Annotated in this window: 20 protein-coding genes and 3 tRNA genes; 17 read left to right on the plus strand and 6 right to left on the minus strand. The window is 71.3% G+C overall.

Going from position 1 to position 18487, the window contains the following annotated elements:
- Positions 1-146: 146 nt before the first annotated feature.
- The 3 genes from IE124_RS25790 to IE124_RS25800 all read left to right on the plus strand — a co-directional run bounded on the left by IE124_RS25790 (position 147) and on the right by IE124_RS25800 (position 418).
- Positions 147-219, plus strand: a tRNA-Glu gene (locus IE124_RS25790).
- A gap of 14 nt (positions 220-233) precedes the next feature.
- Positions 234-305, plus strand: a tRNA-Gln gene (locus IE124_RS25795).
- A gap of 40 nt (positions 306-345) precedes the next feature.
- Positions 346-418 (plus strand) — tRNA-Glu (locus tag IE124_RS25800).
- A 127-nt stretch (positions 419-545) separates the two neighbouring features.
- Here IE124_RS25800 and ndgR read toward each other — a convergent pair.
- Positions 546-1262, minus strand: a complete 717-nt coding sequence (gene ndgR, locus IE124_RS25805; protein WP_017235973.1) for an IclR family transcriptional regulator NdgR — start codon at positions 1260-1262, stop codon at positions 546-548.
- Between the two features lie 140 nt (positions 1263-1402).
- Here ndgR and leuC point away from each other — a divergent pair, with 140 nt between their 5' ends.
- The 4 genes from leuC (at position 1403) to IE124_RS25825 (ending at position 4610) form a co-directional block, all read left to right on the plus strand.
- Positions 1403-2827: a 3-isopropylmalate dehydratase large subunit gene (gene leuC / locus IE124_RS25810; protein ID WP_189510841.1), complete on the plus strand. Its 1425-nt coding sequence runs from the start codon at positions 1403-1405 to the stop codon at positions 2825-2827.
- Positions 2828-2833: 6 nt separating this feature from the next.
- Complete coding sequence (gene leuD / locus IE124_RS25815) at positions 2834-3427, plus strand: 3-isopropylmalate dehydratase small subunit (protein WP_189510844.1); 594 nt, start codon at positions 2834-2836, stop codon at positions 3425-3427.
- A 104-nt stretch (positions 3428-3531) separates the two neighbouring features.
- Positions 3532-3759 carry an SCO5555 family protein gene (locus IE124_RS25820; protein WP_015036430.1) on the plus strand — a complete coding sequence of 76 codons (228 nt, stop codon included), beginning with the start codon at positions 3532-3534 and terminating at the stop codon, positions 3757-3759.
- Between the two features lie 143 nt (positions 3760-3902).
- Entirely contained in the window at positions 3903-4610 is a 708-nt protein-coding gene (locus IE124_RS25825; RefSeq protein ID WP_189510847.1) for an HU family DNA-binding protein, read from the plus strand.
- 137 nt (positions 4611-4747) lie between these two features.
- On the opposite strand, the gene IE124_RS25830 is transcribed toward IE124_RS25825, so the two are convergent.
- Both IE124_RS25830 and cofC read right to left on the minus strand, forming a co-directional pair.
- Positions 4748-4957 carry a hypothetical protein gene (locus IE124_RS25830; RefSeq protein WP_024755919.1) on the minus strand — a complete coding sequence of 70 codons (210 nt, stop codon included), beginning with the start codon at positions 4955-4957 and terminating at the stop codon, positions 4748-4750.
- A 10-nt stretch (positions 4958-4967) separates the two neighbouring features.
- On the minus strand, positions 4968-5615 hold the full coding sequence (gene cofC / locus IE124_RS25835) for a 2-phospho-L-lactate guanylyltransferase (RefSeq protein WP_189510850.1): 648 nt from the start codon (positions 5613-5615) through the stop codon (positions 4968-4970).
- Positions 5616-5741: 126 nt separating this feature from the next.
- Between cofC and IE124_RS25840 the strand changes: the two genes are divergently transcribed.
- The 3 genes from IE124_RS25840 to IE124_RS25850 all read left to right on the plus strand — a co-directional run bounded on the left by IE124_RS25840 (position 5742) and on the right by IE124_RS25850 (position 8736).
- Positions 5742-6494, plus strand: coding sequence for a lysophospholipid acyltransferase family protein (locus IE124_RS25840; protein ID WP_189510853.1), 753 nt, complete (start codon positions 5742-5744; stop codon positions 6492-6494).
- Positions 6491-7492, plus strand: a complete 1002-nt coding sequence (locus tag IE124_RS25845) for an NAD(P)H-dependent glycerol-3-phosphate dehydrogenase (protein WP_189510856.1) — start codon at positions 6491-6493, stop codon at positions 7490-7492. Before IE124_RS25840 ends, IE124_RS25845 begins: the two co-directional genes overlap by 4 nt.
- A gap of 104 nt (positions 7493-7596) precedes the next feature.
- A complete protein-coding gene (locus IE124_RS25850) occupies positions 7597-8736 on the plus strand; it encodes a D-alanine--D-alanine ligase family protein (protein ID WP_189510859.1) in 1140 nt (379 codons plus the stop codon).
- A 42-nt stretch (positions 8737-8778) separates the two neighbouring features.
- On the opposite strand, the gene IE124_RS25855 is transcribed toward IE124_RS25850, so the two are convergent.
- Together IE124_RS25855 and IE124_RS25860 are read right to left on the minus strand one after the other, a co-directional pair.
- Positions 8779-9273 (minus strand): DUF3515 domain-containing protein, encoded by a 495-nt coding sequence (locus tag IE124_RS25855; RefSeq protein ID WP_189511083.1) that lies wholly within the window; start codon positions 9271-9273, stop codon positions 8779-8781.
- Positions 9274-9296: 23 nt separating this feature from the next.
- Positions 9297-9530 carry an Lrp/AsnC family transcriptional regulator gene (locus tag IE124_RS25860; protein WP_015036438.1) on the minus strand — a complete coding sequence of 78 codons (234 nt, stop codon included), beginning with the start codon at positions 9528-9530 and terminating at the stop codon, positions 9297-9299.
- Positions 9531-9763: 233 nt separating this feature from the next.
- Between IE124_RS25860 and IE124_RS25865 the strand changes: the two genes are divergently transcribed.
- Positions 9764-10726, plus strand: a complete 963-nt coding sequence (locus IE124_RS25865; protein ID WP_055641144.1) for a thiamine-phosphate kinase — start codon at positions 9764-9766, stop codon at positions 10724-10726.
- Positions 10727-10755: 29 nt separating this feature from the next.
- On the plus strand, positions 10756-11547 hold the full coding sequence (gene thiD / locus IE124_RS25870; protein WP_189511085.1) for a bifunctional hydroxymethylpyrimidine kinase/phosphomethylpyrimidine kinase: 792 nt from the start codon (positions 10756-10758) through the stop codon (positions 11545-11547).
- A gap of 214 nt (positions 11548-11761) precedes the next feature.
- Here the strand turns inward: thiD and rpmB are convergent, their stop codons facing one another.
- A complete protein-coding gene (gene rpmB, locus IE124_RS25875; RefSeq protein WP_003957616.1) occupies positions 11762-11947 on the minus strand; it encodes a 50S ribosomal protein L28 in 186 nt (61 codons plus the stop codon).
- A 274-nt stretch (positions 11948-12221) separates the two neighbouring features.
- Here rpmB and IE124_RS25880 point away from each other — a divergent pair, with 274 nt between their 5' ends.
- The 5 genes from IE124_RS25880 (at position 12222) to IE124_RS25900 (ending at position 18449) form a co-directional block, all read left to right on the plus strand.
- Entirely contained in the window at positions 12222-13856 is a 1635-nt protein-coding gene (locus tag IE124_RS25880; RefSeq protein WP_189510863.1) for a DAK2 domain-containing protein, read from the plus strand.
- A 40-nt stretch (positions 13857-13896) separates the two neighbouring features.
- On the plus strand, positions 13897-16098 hold the full coding sequence (gene recG / locus IE124_RS25885) for an ATP-dependent DNA helicase RecG (protein WP_189510866.1): 2202 nt from the start codon (positions 13897-13899) through the stop codon (positions 16096-16098).
- Positions 16099-16165: 67 nt separating this feature from the next.
- Positions 16166-16747: a 16S rRNA (guanine(966)-N(2))-methyltransferase RsmD gene (gene rsmD, locus IE124_RS25890; RefSeq protein ID WP_189510869.1), complete on the plus strand. Its 582-nt coding sequence runs from the start codon at positions 16166-16168 to the stop codon at positions 16745-16747.
- A 26-nt stretch (positions 16748-16773) separates the two neighbouring features.
- On the plus strand, positions 16774-17253 hold the full coding sequence (gene coaD / locus IE124_RS25895) for a pantetheine-phosphate adenylyltransferase (protein ID WP_189511087.1): 480 nt from the start codon (positions 16774-16776) through the stop codon (positions 17251-17253).
- Positions 17254-17363: 110 nt separating this feature from the next.
- Entirely contained in the window at positions 17364-18449 is a 1086-nt protein-coding gene (locus IE124_RS25900) for a F0F1 ATP synthase subunit B (protein WP_189510872.1), read from the plus strand.
- Positions 18450-18487: the final 38 nt, after the last annotated feature.

The raw sequence follows: 18487 nt of genomic DNA on the forward strand, positions 1-18487 counted from the left end.
GTAGCGGCCTAGCACGCCGCCCTCTCAAGGCGGTAGCGCCGGTTCGAATCCGGTCGGGGGTACTGATCCATCCTGCGGAACACCTGGGTAGCTCCCGGTGCGTCCGCGGTGACATCACCCGGCTCATGCCGGGTGGGATCGCTAGGGCCCCCGTTGTGTAGCGGCCTAGCACGCCGCCCTCTCAAGGCGGTAGCGCCGGTTCGAATCCGGTCGGGGGTACGGTGCAACCACCATGGCCTATGGTGTAATTGGCAGCACGACGGTTTCTGGTTCCGTTAGTCTTGGTTCGAGTCCAGGTAGGCCAGCTCGCAGAGCTCATCTGCAACCGCGGATCTGATCCGCAAGGCCCCCGTTGTGTAGCGGCCTAGCACGCCGCCCTCTCAAGGCGGTAGCGCCGGTTCGAATCCGGTCGGGGGTACGAACGAGGAAGCCCTTCCCTTCGGGGGAGGGCTTCCTCGCTGTTCCGCGCCGTCTGCGGACGCAACTCCGGCCCACCGCTGCGGCGTTGAAGCGGTGGGCCGGGGACGGACGGAGGGACGAGGGGATCAGCCGTTGCGGCGGAGCGCCTCGGAGAGACGGGCGGCGGCGTCGATGACCGCCTGGGCGTGCATACGGCCCGGGTGGCGCGTCAGACGCTCGATCGGGCCCGAGACCGACACGGCGGCCACGACGCGGTTCGAGGGGCCGCGTACGGGCGCGGAGACGGACGCGACGCCCGGCTCCCGCTCGCCGATCGACTGGGCCCAGCCGCGGCGCCGTACGCCCGACAGGGCCGTCGCCGTGAAGCGGGCACCCTGGAGGCCGCGGTGCAGCCGCTCGGGCTCCTCCCAGGCCATCAGGATCTGCGCCGAGGAGCCGGCCTTCATGGTCAGCGTCGAGCCGACCGGGACGGTGTCCCGCAGGCCCGAGAGTCGCTCGGCCGCCGCCACGCAGATGCGCATGTCGCCCTGGCGCCGGTAGAGCTGGGCGCTCTCGCCGGTGACGTCGCGCAGATGCGTCAGCACGGGGCCGGCGGTCGCGAGCAGGCGGTCCTCGCCGGCCGCGGCCGCGAGCTCCGAGAGGCGCGGTCCGAGGATGAACCGGCCCTGCATGTCACGCGCCACCATCCGGTGGTGTTCCAGTGCCACGGCCAGTCGGTGTGCCGTGGGTCGTGCGAGTCCCGTCGCCGCGACCAGTCCTGCGAGGGTGGCCGGACCGGACTCCAGGGCGCTCAGGACAAGGGCTGCCTTGTCGAGAACGCCTACGCCGCTAGAGTTGTCCATGCAACGATATTCGCGTCTCACTCTGTGAAACGCAAGTTCAATTTTCCGAGGACCTTGGCACTCTGGTGATGCGGCCGCACAACGGCCCGCGAAACGGGTCTCTAGTTGTGCCGGCGTAGACGTCGGCCGGAGGGAAAGCGATGGGTAGGACACTCGCGGAGAAGGTCTGGGACGACCATGTCGTCCGGCGCGCCGAGGGCGAGCCCGACCTCCTCTTCATCGATCTGCACCTGCTGCACGAGGTGACCAGCCCCCAGGCCTTCGACGGCCTGCGCCAGAACGGCCGGCAGGTGCGGCGCCTCGACCTCACCATCGCCACCGAGGACCACAACACCCCGACCCTCGACATCGACAAGCCCATCGCGGACCCCGTCTCCCGTGCCCAGCTGGAGACGCTGCGGAAGAACTGCGCCGAGTTCGGCGTCCGGCTGCACCCGCTGGGCGACGTCGAGCAGGGCGTCGTCCACGTCGTGGGACCGCAGCTGGGCCTGACCCAGCCGGGCACGACCGTGGTCTGCGGCGACTCGCACACCTCCACGCACGGCGCCTTCGGCGCGCTGGCGTTCGGCATCGGCACCAGCCAGGTCGAGCACGTGCTCGCCACCCAGACGCTGCCGCTGGCCCGCCCGAAGACCATGGCCATCACGGTCGACGGCGAGCTGCCCGAGGACGTCACCGCCAAGGACCTGATCCTCGCGATCATCGCGAAGATCGGTACCGGCGGCGGCCAGGGCTACATCCTGGAGTACCGCGGCTCCGCCATCGAGAAGCTCTCGATGGAGGCCCGGATGACCATCTGCAACATGTCGATCGAGGCCGGCGCCCGCGCGGGCATGATCGCCCCCGACGAGACCACCTTCGCCTACCTGGAGGGCCGCGCCCACGCCCCCGAGGGCGAGGACTGGGACGCCGCCGTCGCGTACTGGAAGACGCTGAAGTCCGACGAGGACGCCGTCTTCGACGCCGAGGTCGTCATCGACGCCGCCTCCCTGGCGCCGTTCGTCACCTGGGGCACCAACCCCGGCCAGGGTGCGCCGCTTTCGTCGAACGTCCCCGACCCGACTTCGTACGAAGACGCTTCGGAGCGCCTCGCCGCCGAAAAGGCCCTGGAATACATGGGGTTGACCGCCGGACAGCCGCTGCGCGACATCAAGGTCGACACCGTCTTCGTAGGCTCCTGCACCAACGGCCGCATCGAGGACCTGCGCAACGCCGCGGACCTCCTCAAGGGCCGCCAGGTCGCCGACGGCGTCCGCATGCTGGTCGTCCCCGGCTCCGTCCGGGTCGCCCTGCAGGCCCTGGAGGAGGGCCTGGACAAGGTCTTCAAGGAGGCCGGCGCCGAATGGCGGCACGCGGGCTGCTCGATGTGTCTGGGCATGAACCCCGACCAACTGGCGCCCGGTGAGCGCTCCGCGTCCACCTCCAACCGCAACTTCGAGGGCCGGCAGGGCAAGGGCGGCCGCACCCACCTGGTCTCCCCCCAGGTCGCCGCCGCCACCGCCGTCCTGGGCCACCTGGCCTCCCCGGCCGATCTGTCCGACGCCACCACCACCGCGGGGGTCTGAGGAACCATGGAAGCTTTCACCACGCACACCGGCCGGGCCGTCCCGCTGCGCCGCAGCAACGTCGACACGGACCAGATCATCCCGGCGCACTGGCTGAAGAAGGTCACCCGCGACGGCTTCGAGGACGGGCTCTTCGAGGCCTGGCGCAAGGACTCCGAGTTCGTCCTCAACCGCCCGGAGCGGCAGGGCGCCTCGGTCCTGGTCGCCGGCCCCGACTTCGGCACCGGCTCCTCCCGTGAGCACGCCGTCTGGGCGCTCCAGAACTACGGCTTCCAGGCGGTCATCTCCGCCCGCTTCGCCGACATCTTCCGCGGCAACTCGCTGAAGAACGGCCTGCTCACCGTCGTCCTGCCGCAGGAGACGGTCGACGCGCTCTGGGAGCTGACCGAGGCCGACCCGACCGCCGAGATCACGGTCGACCTGGAGCAGCGCAAGGTCCTGGCCGCCGGGATCGACGCGGACTTCGAGCTCGACGAGAACGCCCGCTGGCGTCTGCTGAACGGACTCGACGACATCAGCCTCACCCTTCAGAACGAAGCCGACATCGCGGCCTACGAGGCGGCACGACCGTCCTTCAAGCCCCGTACAATTACGGTCTGAGCAGCGCTTTTCCAAGACTGCGCCCCCCACCGCCAGGTGGGGGGCGCAGTCGCTTGTTGGGGCCCTGTCGGGCGACAACTCGCCCTAGATGGCACAATCGGTGCATGGAACGCGACAGCCAACTCGAGCTCTACGAGGCAGTCGCCGCCCGATTGAAGGAAGCGCACACAAGAGTGCGCTCACTGCAAGTCCCGGAGGGCGTAAGGATGGCGCTGTCCCGGAAGCTGCTGGTCGTGACGGCCGCGGCGAAGCACGATCTCAAGGACGCGGCAACGCGTCTGGACCGGTTGATGAAGGACCTCGACGAGGGCCGATTCCCAGAGGACGACTGACACCAGGAACTCCGCAGCGGGTCTTTTGCGTTGCGGCACTAGGGTGATTAGCCCGTTTCGTGTTTGATTTGCGGTATATACATGCCTAACGTGCGAAAAAGCTTGAACACTTTCGTTCTGGCAATGTCTCCGAAGGGGAAGACGTGAACAAGGCGCAGCTCGTAGAAGCGATTGCCGACAAGATGGGCGGTCGCCAGCAGGCCGCCGAAGCCGTCGACCACGTGCTCGACGCCATCGTGCGTGCCGTGGTCGCGGGCGACCGGGTCTCGGTCACGGGCTTCGGCTCGTTCGAGAAGGTCGACCGTCCGGCCCGCTACGCCCGCAACCCGCAGACGGGCGAGCGCGTCCGGGTCAAGAAGACCTCGGTTCCGCGCTTCCGCGCTGGTCAGGGCTTCAAGGACCTGGTCAGCGGCTCGAAGAAGCTCCCCAAGGGTGGCGAGGTCTCCGTCAAGAAGGCCCCCAAGGGCAGCCTCACCGGTGGTGCCTCCGCGACCGTGAAGAAGGCCGCGGCCAAGAAGGCCACCACCGCCAAGAAGGCCGCCGCGAAGAAGGCGACCCCGGCGAAGAAGGTCACGGCGGCCGCCGCGAAGAAGGCGACCCCGGCCAAGAAGACCACCACCACCACCGCCGCGGCGAAGAAGACCACTGCGGCGAAGAAGGCCTCGACGGCGGCCAAGAAGACCACGACCGCCGCCGCGAAGAAGACCACCACGGCCGCGGCGAAGAAGGCCGTCAAGACCACGGCCAAGAAGACCGCGCCGGCCGCGAAGAAGGCCACGGCGACGAAGGCGCCCGCGAAGAAGACCACGGCGCGCAAGACGACCGCCAAGAAGGCCGCCGCCAAGAAGTAGGACGAGCGGTACCACCCGCCGGGCCGGGCTCCCCACCAAGGAGAGCCCGGCCCGCGGCGCGTTCACGGAAGCCCTGAAGATCTACGGAAGCCCGGAAGCCCGGAAGCCCGGAAGCCGGAAGCCGGAAGCTCAGAAGCTCAGAACGTCTGGAGCGTCACCAGGGTGATCCGCAGTCCGGCCCCGGACGTCCCCGGCTCCGCCTCGATCCGCACCCGCTGCCCCGGTCGGAGCAGCCGAAGCCCGCCCGCGTCGAAGGCCTCCGCCCCGAAATCCACCGGGGTGCCGTCGTCGAGCAGCACACTTCCGCTGCGGGTCTCGGAGTCGTACGTGAACGCGGTCGCCTGCATGGACCGCAGCCTATCCGGCCGCCGGCAGCCACCGGGCGGCCGTCCGCGGGCCGAGCCCCAGCGCCCGGGCCTCCGCCAGATCCTCGCCGGTGTCCACGTCCCGGCGCACGGAATCCACCCCGGTCAGTCTGATTTCCACCGCGCCCGACGACAAATGGCGCAGTCTCGACGCGCCTCCGAATGCCGGTTCCAATTCCACGCCCGGACCCGCCGAGAGGAATGTCGTACCTATTTCGGCGGCATCCGCGAGAAATGCCCTCGGAAATGTCCGGGCGGTGTCCAGGACGCGGGCCAGCTCGGCGGTCCGCAGCGCCGGCAGATCGGCGTTGAGCGCGGCCACGCGCGCGTGCCGCCGCCGCTCCCGTATCGCACGGACCCCGTGCTCCAGCGCCGCGTTGAGCCCGGCCGCCGGGAGGTCCGGCACGATCCGCGCCCCCAGGGCCGCGAGGGCCGCCCCGGCCGCCGGATCGTCCGTGACGACCACCACATCCCGTACGCGCGCGCAGTTCAGCGCCGCCCCCACCGTGTCCTCGGCGAACGCCAGGGCGAGCCGGGGACGCAGCAGGGCGCCGGTCGCCGGGGCCAGTCTGCTCTTCGCCAGGGCAAGGGGTTTCAGCGGTAACACGAGGTGCCAGCCGTCGTTCGCGTCACTGTTCATCGTGGCCCATTCTGTCCCGCCCGCGCGGTCCGCCGGAGGCCCCGGGGCGTACCGTGTCCTCGACAGAGCAGGAGCATGGGGCGACACTTGACCCCCTGCCAGCCAGTCCCGGAGAAAGGTGTCCGAGTGCCCCGCCGCAGAATCGGCTTCTGGTACCGCCTCGCGGCGGTCATCGCCAAACCCCCCCTGGTGGTTCTGTTCAAGCGGGACTGGCGCGGTATGGAGCACATTCCGGCCGACGGCGGATTCATCACCGTGGTCAACCACAACTCCTACCTGGACCCGCTGTCCTACGCGCACTACCAGTACAACACCGGTCGCGTCCCGCGCCTTCTGGCCAAGGCGGGCCTCTTCAAGAGCCCCTTCGTCGGCATGATGCTGCGCAACACCGGCCAGATCCCCGTCTACCGCGAGACCACCAACGCGCTGGACGCCTTCCGGGCCGCCGTCGACGCCATCGAGAGCGGCGAGTGCGTCGCCTTCTATCCCGAGGGCACCCTGACCAGGGACCCCGACATGTGGCCCATGGCCGGCAAGACCGGCGCCGCCCGCGTCGCGCTGCTCACCAAGGTCCCGGTCATCCCGGTGGCCCAGTGGGGTGCCAACCTCGCGATGCCGCCGTACGCCCGGGGGAAGAAGCTCAGCCTCTTCCCCCGCAAGACGCTGACCGTCCAGGCCGGTCCGCCGGTCGACCTCTCCCGCTTCGACGGCCTGGAGCCGACACCCGAAGTGCTCCGCGAGGCCACCGAGGTCATCATGGCCGCCGTCACCGCGCTCCTGGAGGAGATCCGCGGCGAGAAGGCGCCCGCCGAACCGTACGACCACCGCAAGGCCCGCCTCGAACAGCGGCGCAAGGCCGCCGAGGGAGGCACCAAGTGACCAAGGCAGCAGTCTTCGGCAACGGATCCTGGGGCACGGCCTTCGCCATGGTGCTCGCCGACGCGGGCTGCGAGGTGAGCCTCTGGGGCCGCCGCGCGGAGCTCGCGAAGGAGATCAACGCCACTCGGGTCAACCCCGACTACCTCCCGGGCATCGAGCTCCCGCGGTCGATCACGGCCACCGCCGACCCGGCGGAGGCCGCCCACGACGCCGACTTCACGGTCCTCGTCGTCCCCTCGCAGACGCTGCGCGGCAACCTCGCCGCCTGGAAGCCGCTGCTCGCCCCCGACACCGTCCTCGTCTCCCTCATGAAGGGCGTCGAACTCGGCACGGCCGAGCGGATGAGCGAGGTCGTCATGGAGGTCGCGGACGTGCCCGCCGAGCGCGTGGCCGTTCTCACCGGGCCCAACCTGGCCAAGGAGATCGCCTCCCGGCAGCCCGCCGGAGCCGTGGTCGCCTGCGCCGACGAGTCGGTCGCGCAGCGGCTCCAGACAGCCTGTATGACCCCGTACTTCCGCCCGTACACGAGCACCGACGTCGTCGGCTGCGAGCTCGGCGGCGCGGTCAAGAACGTCATCGGACTCGCCGTCGGCATCGCCAACGGCATGGGACTCGGCGACAACTCGAAGGCCACGCTCATCACCCGGGGCCTCGCCGAGACCACCCGCCTCGGCCTCGCCATGGGCGCCGACCCGCTCACCTTCTCCGGCCTCGCCGGCCTCGGCGACCTGGTGGCCACCTGCTCCTCGCCGCTCTCCCGGAACAACACCTTCGGCACCAACCTGGGCCGCGGGATGACCCTCCAGGAGACCATCGCGGCCACCAAGCAGACCGCCGAAGGCGTCAAGTCCTGCGAGTCCGTGCTCGACCTGGCCCGCCGCCACGGCGTCGACATGCCGATCACCGAGACCGTCGTCTCGATCGTGCACGAGGGCAAGCCGCCGGTCGTCGCCCTCAAGGAGCTCATGTCGCGCAGCGCGAAGTCCGAGCGCCGCTGACACGGACGCGGAACGGCACGGCGGCGACACCCGCTGCGCCGTACGCGCGCGGCGGCAGCGGGGCGCTCAGGAGTTCGGGAACCGCAAGGTACGCTCATCGCGATATGAGCGAGAACACCCAGAGCCCCCGCAAGCCGCGCGTGGCCGTCGTCTTCGGCGGTCGCAGCTCCGAGCACGCCATCTCCGTCGTCACGGCGGGCGCCGTCCTGAGCGCCATCGACCGGGACAAGTACGACGTGCTGCCCATCGGCATCACGACGGACGGGCGCTGGGCGCTCACCGCCGACGCCCCCGAGCGCATGGCCATCGCCGACCGCGCCCTGCCGAACGTCGCCGATCTGGCCGAGTCCGAGGAGGGCGGTGTCGTCCTCTCCGTCGACCCCGCCAACCGCGAGGTCGTCCTCAGCGAGCCCGGCTCCGTCCCGCGCGCCCTCGGCGAGGTCGACGTGGTCTTCCCGATGCTGCACGGCCCGTACGGCGAGGACGGCACCCTCCAGGGCCTCCTGGAGCTCTCCGGCGTCCCCTACGTCGGCGCGGGCGTCCTCGCCTCCGCCGTCGGCCAGGACAAGGAGTACATGAAGCGGGTCTTCGTCTCCTTCGGACTGCCGGTCGGCCCGTACGAGGTCATCCGGCCGCGCGAGTGGGAGCAGAACCCGGCCGCCGCCCGCAAGAAGATCGTCGAGTTCGCCGCCGAGCACGGCTGGCCGCTCTTCGTGAAGCCGGCCCGCGGCGGTTCGTCCATGGGCATCACCAAGGTCGACGACCTCTCGGGCCTGGACGAGGCCATCGAGGAGGCCCGCCGCCACGACCCCAAGATCCTCGTCGAGTCGCTGCTCCGCGGCCGCGAGATCGAGTGCGGCGTCCTGGAGTTCGAGGACGGCCCGCGCGCCAGCGTGCCGGCCGAGATCCCGCCGGTCACCGACCACGACTTCTACGACTTCGAGGCCAAGTACATCGACTCGGCCTCCGGCATCGTGCCCGCGCCGATCGGCGACGAGGCCACCGCCGAGATCCAGCGCCTGGCCGTCGCGGCCTACGAGGCGATCTCCTGCGAGGGCCTGGTCCGCGCCGACTTCTTCCTCACCGAGGACGGCGACTTCGTCATCAACGAGGTCAACACGATGCCCGGCTTCACCCCCATCTCCATGTACCCGCGCATGTGGCAGGAGAGCGGCGTGAGCTACCCCGAGCTCGTCGACCGGCTGATCCAGGCCGCGCTGACCCGCTCCACGGGCCTGCGCTAGCCCCCTCGGGCAGCGGTCGGGAACACGCGATCCGGAGTGCGCCTAGAAGCACTCCGGATCGATCCCGCAGGGGATGGTCTTCGCCACGGAGGCGGCGAGATCCGCGAGCGGGGTGGCGTCGTGCCGGTACCGCTCGTCCATGGCCACCTCGACGTACGTCTTCCGGTACACCGACGTGAAACGGGTCCCGCCGCCCTCCGGACGCTCCAGCATCCAGTTCACGCCGTTCGCCTCGACGGCCTGGGAGTTCGGATCGCTCATCTTTTCGGGCCGGGGGACCCCGCAGCGCAGTACGATCGCACCGTCACCCCAGCCGGCGGTCAGCTCGGAGCCCGGCTCAGGATCGCTCCGCTCCAGCCCCGCCACGGTGTCGGGCAGCTCCTTCTCCAGCGCCTGGCAGAGGGCCGCCTCCGGCGCCGGGGGGCGGGGAACCGCCACGGACGCCCCGGCGTCCGTCCAGGAGCAACCGGTGGCGGCCAGCAGCAGGACGGCCGCCGTGGCGGCGGCGGGCAGGCCGAAGGGCCGGTGGGATGACATCACCGGCCAAGCGTAGACGGGGGCTACAGATGAACGACCGGGCAGGTGAGGGTGCGCGTGATGCCGTCCACTTGCTGGACCTTGGCGACCACCATGCGGCCCAGCTCGTCCACGGTGTCCGCCTGCGCGCGCACGATCACGTCGTAAGGACCGGTCACGTCTTCGGCCTGAAGCACCCCCGGGATCTTGGAGATGGTGTCGGCGACGGTCGACGCCTTGCCCACCTCGGTCTGGATGAGGATGTACGCCTGTACCACGGAACCTCCAGGGCGACCACGAGGATCTTGTGGGAGAAAGGGACGCCACGGTACCGCGTCGCCGCGGGCCACGGGGAGACCCGCGCGTCCCGGGGCACTCGCGTTGTGGCGTACGCACGACTGAAGTTGACGGTCTACTTGACGGTACCCAGCACGGTGACGGCCCGCGACCCGCGGCGCGCCCACGCGCGCCCCCGCCCGCCGGCCGGCACGAAGACACGAGGTGAGACGCGGTGAAGGGCACAGTCGGAGAGCTGGGCGAGTTCGGGCTCATCAGAGAGCTCACGTCCCGGCTCACCTCCACCCCGGCGGTACGGATCGGGCCCGGCGACGACGCCGCGGTCGTCTCCGCACCCGACCGGCGCGTGGTGGCCAGCACGGACATCCTCCTCGAAGGACGTCACTTCCGCCGCGACTGGTCGACGGCGTACGACGTCGGCCGAAAGGCCGCCGCGCAGAACCTCGCGGACATCGCCGCCATGGGCGCGGTCCCCACCGCGCTCCTCCTCGGCCTCGTCGTCCCCGCCGAACTCCCCGCCACCTGGCCCGTCGAACTCATGGACGGACTGCGCGACGAATGTCAGGTCGCGGGCGCGGCCGTCGTCGGCGGCGACGTCGTCCGGGGCGACACCATCACCATCGCCATCACCGCCCTCGGCGACCTCCGCAACCACGACCCGGTGACCCGGGGCGGGGCCCAGCCCGGCGACGTCGTCGCGTACACCGGCTGGCTCGGCTGGTCCGCCGCCGGATACGCCGTCCTCTCCCGCGGCTTCCGCTCGCCCCGCGCCTTCGTCGAGGCCCACCGCAGGCCCGAGCCGCCCTACCACGCCGGCCCCGCCGCCGCGGGACTCGGCGCCACCGCCATGTGCGACGTCAGCGACGGCCTGATCGCCGACCTCGGGCACATCGCCGAGGCCAGCAAGGTCCGCATCGACCTGCGCTCCGGGCTCATCGACATCCCCACCCAGATGAACGACATCGGCCAGGCCGTCGGCGTCGACCCCATGCAGTGGGTGCTCACCGGGGGAGAGGACCACGCCATCGTGGCCACCTTCCCGCCGGACGTGAAGCTTCCCGCCCGCTGGAAGGTCATCGGCGAGGTCCTCCACCCCTCGGCGCTGCCGCAGGTCACCGTGGACGGCGCCCCCTGGCACAGCGCGGGCGGCTGGGACCACTTCGGGGAGACGGAGTGACGGCTCGGCCCCCGGCGGCGTCCGCCGCGGTGCCCCCGCTCGTGCTCACCGTCGCCGGATCCGACTCCGGCGGCGGCGCCGGCATCCAGGCCGACCTGAAGACGATGCTCGCGCTCGGCGTCCACGGCATGAGCGTGCTCACCGCCGTCACCGCCCAGAACTCGCGGGGCGTCCAGGGCGCCTGGGAGCTGCCCGAGGAGGCCGTACGCGCCCAGTACAGGGCCGTCGTCGACGACATCGGCGTCCAGGCCGTGAAGACGGGCATGCTGGCCTCCGCCGCGCTCGTCGAGACGGTGGCGGAGCTGCTGGCCGGGACGCCCGCCCCGGTGGTCGTGGACCCCGTCGGCGTCTCCAAGCACGGGGACTCGCTGCTCGCCGCCTCGGCCCTCGAATCGGTCCGGACGAAGCTGCTTCCGGTCGCGACCGTCGCCACGCCCAACCTGGACGAGGTGGCGCAGCTCACAGGCGTCCACGTCGTGTACGAGAGCGACATGCGGGTCGCCGCCGAGGCGATCCTGGCGTACGGGGCGCGCTGGGCCCTGATCAAGGGCGGGCACCTGCCCACCGGCCAGGAGGCCGTGGACCTGCTGACGGACGGCACCGAGGAGCACTGGCTGCGCGCGCCACGGCACGACAACCGCCACACGCACGGGACGGGCTGCACGCTGGCCTCGGCCGTGGCCTCGGGGCTCGCCAAGGGCCTGGCGGTGCCGGAGGCGGTGCGGGAGGCCAAGGAGTACGTGACCGGGGCCATCGCCGCCGGATTCGCGCTGGGCTCGGGCATCGGCCCGGTCGACCACGGCTGGCGGTTCAGGGCCTAGCGGCCCCGTCGTGAAGGGATTCCGGGATTCCGGGATTACGGGGGCTTCAGGGTCTCAGGAATCCGGACGCCTGAGTCTCCGGACTCCGGACCTCCGGGCTTCCGGACTCCGGACGTCCGAAAAAAGAATCCGGGTACGGCAAGAGGCCGGTTCACCTAGGTGAACCGGCCTCTCAAGGCAACCGCAGGGGCTGCGCTACGACGGAACGTCGCGATTAGCGCGAGACCTTGCCGGCCTTGATGCACGAGGTGCAGACGTTGAGCCGCTTCGGCGTCCGACCGACCACGGCACGCACGCGCTGGATGTTCGGGTTCCAGCGACGGGACGTACGGCGGTGCGAGTGCGAAATGTTGTTGCCGAAGCCCGGCCCCTTGCCGCAGACGTCGCAGTTGGCAGCCACGGGTCACTCCAAAGACTTCAGAATTACAGTGAAATCCGGCGCACCGGAATCAGGAGTCTGAAGTGGCTTGCCGGGGGATGGCCCGGCTTGAACCGGGCAACCGAAGCAGCATACAACGCCTGCTTCGGTGGAACGAAACTACCATGGTCTCCGCGGACCTCGCCCCCGGCCCAGGTCACTGGGGGTCCCCCATGCCCGAGCGAAGCCGAGAGCTTGGGGGGAGGCCACCCCGGGTCTACCCTGCGGTGAGCTCATCGCCGAAGGAGGCCCCCTGTTGTCGCGAGCCCTTCAGCCTTTCGAGGAGCTCGTCGAGCTCGACGCCGCAGCACTCCGGACCTGGTCCGCGCGGGCGCTGGACGCCCTCGGGCGGGAGCGCGAGGAGATCGACGCGATCAACGTCTACCCGGTCGCGGACGGGGACACCGGCACCAATCTGTACCTGACGGCGGAAGCCGCGCATCAGGCCGTCGAATCCGTCTTCGCCGCCGCCGAACCCGGCGCCGCCGAGACCGTACGGGCCATGGCCCACGGAGCCCTGCTCGGCGCCCGGGGCAACTCCGGCACCATCCTCGCCCAGCTGCTGCGCGGCATGGCCGCCGTCCTCGCCGAAGGACGTGACGGTGATCACCTCGCCCGCGCCCTCGCGGAGGCCGCCGACGCGGCCCGCCGGGCCGTCGCCCGCCCCGTCGAGGGCACGATCCTCACGGTGGCCTCCGCCGCCGCGCGGGCCTGCGCCGGGGGCGGCGGACTCGCGGAGGTGGCGGGAAGCGCCTACGAGGGGGCCAGGACCGCCCTGGCGAGCACCCGGGGCCAACTGGACGTCCTCACCCGCGCCGGGGTCGTGGACGCCGGAGGGCAGGGCCTGGTGACCGTCCTCGGGGCGCTCGTGGAGACCGTGACCGGCCGGGCGCCCGACCGCCCGGAACCGGAGCCGCACGGCCTGCTCGTGCCGCTCGGGCCCGCCGCGCCCGAGCGCTGCGGCACCGAGGAAGGCCCCGCGTACGAGGTGATCTACCTCCTGGAGGCCGGGGACTCGGCCGTGGACCTGCTGCGGTCCCGCCTCGACGCGCTGGGGGACTCCCTGGTCGTCGTCGGCGGCGACGGACTGTGGAACGTCCACGTGCACGTCGACGACGCCGGAGCCGCCGTCGAGGCCGGCGTCGAGGCGGGGCGCCCCCACCGGATCCGCATCACCCACTTCGCGAGCGCCGCGGCCGAGGCGGAGACGGACGCTCTCGGGGCCAGGGCCCAGCGCGCCGTCGTCGCGGTCGTCCCCGGCGAGGGCCTGGCCGGACTGTGCGCCGAGGCGGGCGCCACCACCGTCCAGACACGCCCCGGGGAACAGCCCGCGGGCGACGAACTCGTCGACGCGATCCGCCGGGCGCACGCCCGCGAGGTCGTCCTCCTGCCCAACGACACCGAGCTCCGCCAGACGGCCGCCGCCGCGGCCGAACGGGCCAGGGCGGAGGGCATCCGCGTCGCCCTCATCCCGACCCGGGCCGCCGTCCAGGGCATCGCCGCCCTCGCCGTCCACGAACCGGACCGCCGCTTCGACGAGGACGTCGTCGCCATGACCGCCGCCGCCGGAGCCACCCGCTACGCCGAACTCGCCGTCGCCGAGCGCCAGTCCTTCACCTCGGCCGGCGTCTGCCAGGCCGGCGACGTCCTCGGCCTGATCGAGGGCGACGTCGCCGTCATCGGCCAGGACCTCACCGAGACCGCCCGCACCGTCCTCGACCGGATGCTCTCGGCGGGCGGCGAACTCGTCACCCTGATCGTCGCCGACGGCACCCCGCCCGACCTCGCCGCCGCACTCGAACGACACGTCCGCCGCGGCTACCTGGCCGTCGACACGACCACGTACCACGCGGGCGAAGGAGCCCCGCCGCTGCTCATCGGAGTGGAATGACCCGAGGGGGACCGCCCGGTTGTCGGTCCCGTGGTGTGCAATGGAACGCGTGCCCGCGCTCGACGAACCACTCAAGAAGTCCCTCGGCCCCGCCACCGCCAAGGTCATGGCCGAGGCGCTCGACCTGCACACGGTCGGTGACCTGCTCCACCACTACCCCCGCCGGTACGCCGAGCGGGGGGAACTGACCACACTCTCCGACCTGCCGCTCGACGAGCACGTCACGGTCGTCGCGCAGGTCGCCGACGCCCGTGTGCTCACCTTCAACGGCTCCAAGGGACGCGGCCAGCGCCTCGAAGTGACCATCACGGACGGCAGTGGCCGGCTCCAACTGGTCTTCTTCGGCAAGGGCGTGCACAAGCCGCACAAGGACCTGCTGCCCGGCACCCGCGCGATGTTCTCCGGCAAGGTCTCGCTCTTCAACCGCCGTCTCCAGCTCGCCCATCCCGCGTACGAACTCCTCCGCGGCGACGGCGACGAGGCCGCCGACAGCGTCGGCAGCTGGGCCGGGGCCCTCATCCCGATCTACCCGGCCACCACCAAGCTGGAGTCCTGGAAGATCGCCAAGGCCGTCGACGCCGTCCTGCCGCACGCCGAGGACGCCGTCGACCCCCTGCCGCCCGCCCTGCGCGAGGGCCGCGGCCTCGCCGAGCTGCCCGAGGCCCTGCGGAAGGTCCACCGCCCCCGCACCAAGGCGGACATCGCCGACGCCCGCGACCGGCTCAAGTGGGACGAGGCCTTCGTCCTCCAGGTCGCCCTCGCCCGCCGGCGGCACGCCGACACCCAACTCCCCGCCGTCGCCCGCCGCCCCGTCCCCGGCGCCGTCCTCGACGCCTTCGACGCCAAGCTGCCCTTCACCCTCACCGACGGCCAGCAGAAGGTCTCCCGCGAGATCTTCGACGACCTCGCCACCGAACACCCCATGCACCGCCTCCTCCAGGGCGAGGTCGGCAGCGGAAAGACCATGGTCGCGCTCCGGGCCATGCTCGCCGTCGTCGACGCCGGGGGACAGGCCGCGATGCTCGCCCCCACCGAGGTCCTCGCCCAGCAGCACCACCGCTCGGTGACCGAGATGATGGGCGAGCTCGCCGAGGGCGGCATGCTGGGCGGCGCCGAGCGGGCCACCAAGGTCGTCCTGCTCACCGGCTCCATGGGCACGGCCGCCCGCCGGCAGGCCCTCCTCGACCTCGTCACCGGCGAGGCCGGGATCGTCATCGGCACCCACGCGCTGATCGAGGACAAGGTCAAGTTCCACGACCTCGGCCTGGTCGTCGTCGACGAGCAGCACCGCTTCGGCGTCGAACAGCGCGACGCCCTCCGGGGCAAGGGCAAGCAGCCGCCCCACCTCCTCGTGATGACCGCCACGCCCATCCCGCGCACGGTCGCCATGACCGTCTTCGGCGACCTGGAGACCTCCGTCCTCGACCAGCTGCCCGCCGGCCGTTCCCCGATCGCCACCCACGTCGTCCCCGCCGCCGACAAGCCGCACTTCCTCGCGCGCGCCTGGGAGCGGGTCCGCGAGGAGGTGGAGAACGGCCACCAGGCGTACGTCGTCTGTCCCCGGATCGGCGACGAGGAGGACCAGAAGAAGAAGGCCAAGGCGTCCGCCGAGGACGAGGCCGAGAAGCGCCCGCCGCTCGCCGTCCTGGAGGTCGCCGAGAAGCTCCGTACGGGCCCCCTCGCCGGCCTGCGGATCGCCGTCCTGCACGGCCGGATGCACCCCGACGACAAGGACGACGTCATGCGGCGCTTCGCCGCCGGCGAGCTCGACGTCCTCGTCGCCACCACCGTCATCGAGGTCGGGGTCAACGTCCCCAACGCCACCGCCATGGTGATCATGGACGGCGACCGCTTCGGCGTCTCCCAGCTCCACCAGCTCCGCGGCCGCGTCGGCCGCGGATCCGCCCCCGGCCTCTGCCTCCTCGTCACCGAGATGCCCGAGGCCAGCCCCGCCCGGCAGCGCCTCGGCGCCGTCGCCGCCACCCTCGACGGCTTCGAGCTCTCCCGCATCGACCTCGAACAGCGCCGCGAGGGCGACGTCCTCGGCCAGGCCCAGTCCGGCGTCCGCTCCTCCCTGAAGGTGCTCACCGTCATCGACGACGAGGAGGTCATCGCCGCCGCCCGCGAGGAGGCCACCTCCCTCGTCCTCGCCGACCCGGACCTCACCGCCCACCCCGGCCTGCGCACCGCCCTCGAAGCCCTGCTGGACAAGGACCGGGAGGAGTACCTGGAGAAGGGCTGACCCCGGGCCGCCGGCAGTCGCCATAAGCTATTGCCAGCGCAATGACTTATGGAGAACGAGGAAACCGATGACCCGCGTGATCGCCGGCACCGCCGGTGGGCGCCGCCTGGCCGTGCCCCCCGGCACCGGCACCCGTCCCACGTCCGACCGGGCGCGTGAGGGCCTCTTCTCCACCTGGGAGGCGTTCCACGGCCTGTCAGGCGCCCGGGTCGCCGACCTGTACGCGGGCTCCGGCGCCGTCGGACTCGAAGCGCTCTCCCGGGGTGCGGTCCACGCCCTCCTCGTCGAGGCCGATCCGCGCGCCGCGAAGACGATCCGGGACAACATCCGGACACTCGGCCTGCCCGGCGCCGAGCTCCGGACCGGCAAGGCGGAGCAGATCGTGACGGGACCGGCCCCGGCCGATCCGTACGACCTGGTCTTCCTCGACCCTCCGTACGCCGTCGCGGACGACGATCTTCGCGAGATCCTCCTCACACTCCGCTCGGAAGGCTGGCTCACGGACGACGCTCTCGTCACCGTGGAGCGCAGCACCCGAGGCGGCGAGTTCGGCTGGCCGGCCGGATTCGAGCCACTGCGGGCCCGTCGTTACGGCGAGGGAACGTTTTGGTACGGTCGCGCCGCCTCTACGTGCGAAGACGCACGATGACCGGACCGGAGAGCGAGGGACCCACGTTGCGCCGCGCCGTCTGTCCGGGGTCATTCGACCCCATCACCAACGGACATCTCGACATCATCGCCCGCGCCTCCAAGCTGTACGACGTCGTACACGTCGCGGTGATGATCAACCAGTCCAAGAAGGGACTGTTCACGGTCGAGGAGCGGATCGAGCTGATCCGCGAAGTCACCGCCGACTTCGGCAACGTCGAGGTGGAGTCCTTCCACGGACTGCTCGTCGACTTCTGCAAGCAGCGGGACATCCCCGCCATCGTCAAGGGCCTGCGCGCCGTCAGCGACTTCGACTACGAGCTGCAGATGGCCCAGATGAACATCGGCCTCACGGGCGTGGAGACCCTCTTCGTCCCCACCAACCCCACGTACAGCTTCCTCTCCTCCTCGCTGGTCAAGGAGGTGGCGGCCTGGGGCGGCGACGTCTCGCACCTGGTCCCGCCGCAGGTCCTCGGCAGGCTGACCGAGCGCCTCGCGCAGAAGTGACGCGCGGCCACCGCCGCTGACGCTCCGTCATCTGGTGTCGGACGGGAGCCGACTGCCCTTACAGTCGTCCCGTCCGTCTCCATCCAGCTGTAGAGAGTGGCGAGCACCCGGTGGACGTGCAGAAGAAGCTCGACGAGATCGTCGCGACCGTGCAGGGCGCCCGCTCCATGCCGATGTCGGCATCCTGTGTGATCAACCGGGCCGAGCTGCTCGCCCTGCTCGACGAGGTACGGGACGCCCTGCCGGGCTCCCTCGCCCAGGCCCAGGAGCTCATCGGCGGCCGCGAGCAGATGGTCGAGCGGGCCCGCCAGGAGGCGGAGCGGATCATCGAGGCGGCCCACGCGGAGCGCGGCTCGATCGTCTCCGACACCCAGGTCGCCCGGGAGTCGCAGGGCGAGGCCGACCGGATCCTCGCCGAGGCCCGCCGTGAGGCGGAGGAGGTCCGCGCCGAGGCCGACGACTACGTCGACTCCAAGCTCGCGAACTTCGAGGTCGTCCTCAACAAGACCATCGGCTCCGTCGACCGGGGCCGCGAGAAGCTCCTCGGCCGGGGCCCGGGCCTCGACCAGGACGGTTACGCGGACGAGGACGCCCCCGAGTACAGCGCGGACCCGCAGACGCTGATCAGCCGGGCCGACGAGTACGTGGACGCCAAGCTCGGCGCCTTCGAGGCGGTGCTCAGCAAGACCCTGGAGGCCGTCGGGCGGGGCCGGCAGAAGCTGCACGGCCGGATCGCCACCGACGACCTCGGCGAGCACATGGCCGCGCAGGACGGCCTCGGCGGCACGGTGCACACGAGCGACGCCGACTACCTCGCCGGGCTCGCGGAGCTCGCCGACCCCCAGCCGGTCCCTGTCCCCGCACAGGCCCCCGCGCAGATCCCGGCCCAGCAGCAGCCCGACCCGTACGGCTACCAGCAGCAGCCGCAGCAGGAGCCCGCGTACGGCTACCAGCTGGGGGTACCTCCCGGGCCGCACGGCCCAGGGGGACAGCCGGACCCGTACGGCTATCCGCAGCAGCAGCCCGACCCGTACGCCTACCAGGGCCAGTACGGCTACGAGCAGCAGCACCAGCAGCACGAGTACCAGCCCCAGGCCCCGCAGCAGCAGCCGGCCGCCGCGCTCGACGAGACCAGTTTCTTCGACACGAGCATGATCGACCTGGAGCAGCTGCGCCGGTACGAACAGGGGCAGTAAGGGACGCGGGGCCCGGATTGGGCCCTGAGCGAAGCGTC

Origin of the sequence: Streptomyces narbonensis, from assembly GCF_014649015.1 — a bacterium.
In the GTDB taxonomy this organism is placed as follows: domain Bacteria; phylum Actinomycetota; class Actinomycetes; order Streptomycetales; family Streptomycetaceae; genus Streptomyces; species Streptomyces narbonensis.